2 protein-coding genes are annotated in these 2005 nt (G+C 72.7%); both read left to right on the top strand.

The window, feature by feature from the left end; all coding sequences use genetic code 11:
* Positions 1 to 990: phosphopantetheine-binding protein (locus tag ACFYQ5_RS36070; protein WP_389203849.1), on the top strand; the 990-nt coding region annotated here is incomplete at its 5' end.
* Positions 991 to 2005, top strand: a 1015-nt coding sequence (locus ACFYQ5_RS36065) for a beta-ketoacyl synthase N-terminal-like domain-containing protein (RefSeq protein ID WP_389203848.1), incomplete at its 3' end; no start/stop codon positions are given.

Genomic DNA, 2005 nt, shown 5'->3' with positions numbered 1-2005 from the left:
GTGGGGACGTCGCTGGCGTGGGGTCTGTGGGCGCAGGACAGTGACATGACCGGTGCCCTGGCCGACGCCGACCGCGAACGCATGACCCGCAGCGGCGTCCTCGCACTCGACACCGCCGAGGCGCTGTCCCTGCTCGACCTCGCCCCGGCGAGCGTGTACCCGGCCCTCGTCCCCATGCGCATCAACACCACCGCGCTGCGGACCCAGCCGCCGGAGGCGATGCCCGCCCTGCTCAGCGGCCTCGTCCGGCCCACCGTCCGGCGGGCACGGGGCGGCACCGAGACCGGCAACACGGCCGCCGCTCCCGCCGACTCGCTGGCGCAGCGCCTGGCCGGCCGTTCCGGTGCCGAGCGCGACCGGGCCCTGCTCGATCTCGTCCGTACGCACGTAGCCGGAGTGCTCGGCTACGCGTCGCCGAACGCCGTCGAGCTGAGCCGGGGCTTCCTGGAGCTCGGCTTCGACTCCCTCACAGCCGTCGAACTGCGCAACCGCCTCACCGCGGAGACCGAGCTCCGGCTGCCCAGCACGCTGATCTTCGACTACCCGAACCCGGTGGCACTCGCCGAGTACCTCTCGGAGGAGCTGCCCACCACGGCAGGCGCCCCCTCCGGCGGTCCCGTCGGTCCCGCCGACCTGGACGCAGAGCTCGACCGTCTGGAGAACGTGCTCAAGGCCATGGGAGACGACGACACCGGCGGTGCGGAACGCGACCGCGTGGCGGGACGGCTGCGCTCCCTGGTCACCGCCTGGGACGCCGCGCGACCGGCCGCGCGGCACACGGACCCGGCTGCGGGTGAGCACCGCGAGCGCGAAGAACTCGAGGGCGCCACCGCCGACGAACTCTTCGACCTGCTCGACAGCGAGCTCCAAACCCCTTCCGACACACACGCAGACAGCTCATACGGCTCAGGCGGCGCAAGCGGCCCGGTCGGCAGCTCAGACACCGGCTCGGACACCGACGGTCCCGACCGCTTCGAGGAGGCGCTGTAAATGGCGGACGAGCAGAAGTACCTCGACTACCTGAAGCGGGCGACGGCTGATCTGCGCGACGCCCGCCGCCGTGTCCGTGAACTGGAGGACGGCCGCCAGGAACCTGTCGCGATCGTCGGCATGAGCTGCCGCTACCCGGGCGGCGTGAACACGCCGGAAGACCTGTGGCAGCTCGTCGCCGACGGCGTCGACGCCATCGCGCCTTTCCCCACCGACCGCGGCTGGGACACGGACGAACTCTTCGACCCGGACCCGGACAACAAGGGCACGAGCACCACCGCTGAGGGCGGCTTCCTCTATGACGCTCCCCGGTTCGACGCGTCCTTCTTCGGCGTCTCGCCGCGCGAGGCGCTCGCCATGGACCCGCAGCAGCGGCTCCTCCTGGAGACCGCGTGGGAGGCCGTCGAGCGCGCGGGCATCGACCCGGTCGCGCTGCGCCGCAGCCGCACCGGCGTCTTCGCGGGCGTCATGTACTACGACTACGCCACCCGCCTGCACGCCTTGCCGGAAGGCGTCGAGGGCTACATCGGCACCGGCAACGCGGGCTCGGTCGTCTCCGGCCGGGTCGCCTACACCCTCGGCCTTGAAGGCCCGGCGGTCACCGTCGACACGGCGTGCTCGTCCTCCCTCGTCGCCCTGCACCTCGCGGCGCAGGCCCTGCGTCAGGGCGAGTGCAACCTCGCCCTCGCGGGCGGTGTGACCGTGATGCCCACCGCAGGCACCTTCATCGACTTCAGCCGGCAGCGCGGTCTTTCCACGGACGGCCGCTGCAAGTCCTTCGCCGCCTCAGCCGACGGCACAGGGTGGGGCGAGGGCGCGGGACTCCTGCTCCTGGAACGCCTCTCGGACGCCCGCCGCAACGGCCACAAGATTCTCGCGGTTGTCCGTGGCTCCGCCGTGAACCAGGACGGTGCGAGCAGCGGCCTGACCGCCCCCAACGGCCCGTCCCAGCAGCGCGTCATCCGCGCCGCCCTGGCCGGGGCCGGCCTGTCCGCCGCCGACGTGGACGCGGTCG

The organism is Streptomyces sp. NPDC005794, from assembly GCF_042871445.1.
GTDB lineage: Bacteria > Actinomycetota > Actinomycetes > Streptomycetales > Streptomycetaceae > Streptomyces.
The sequence above is the reverse complement of the archived record's forward strand: the minus strand, read 5'-3'. Positions and strand labels throughout refer to the sequence as shown.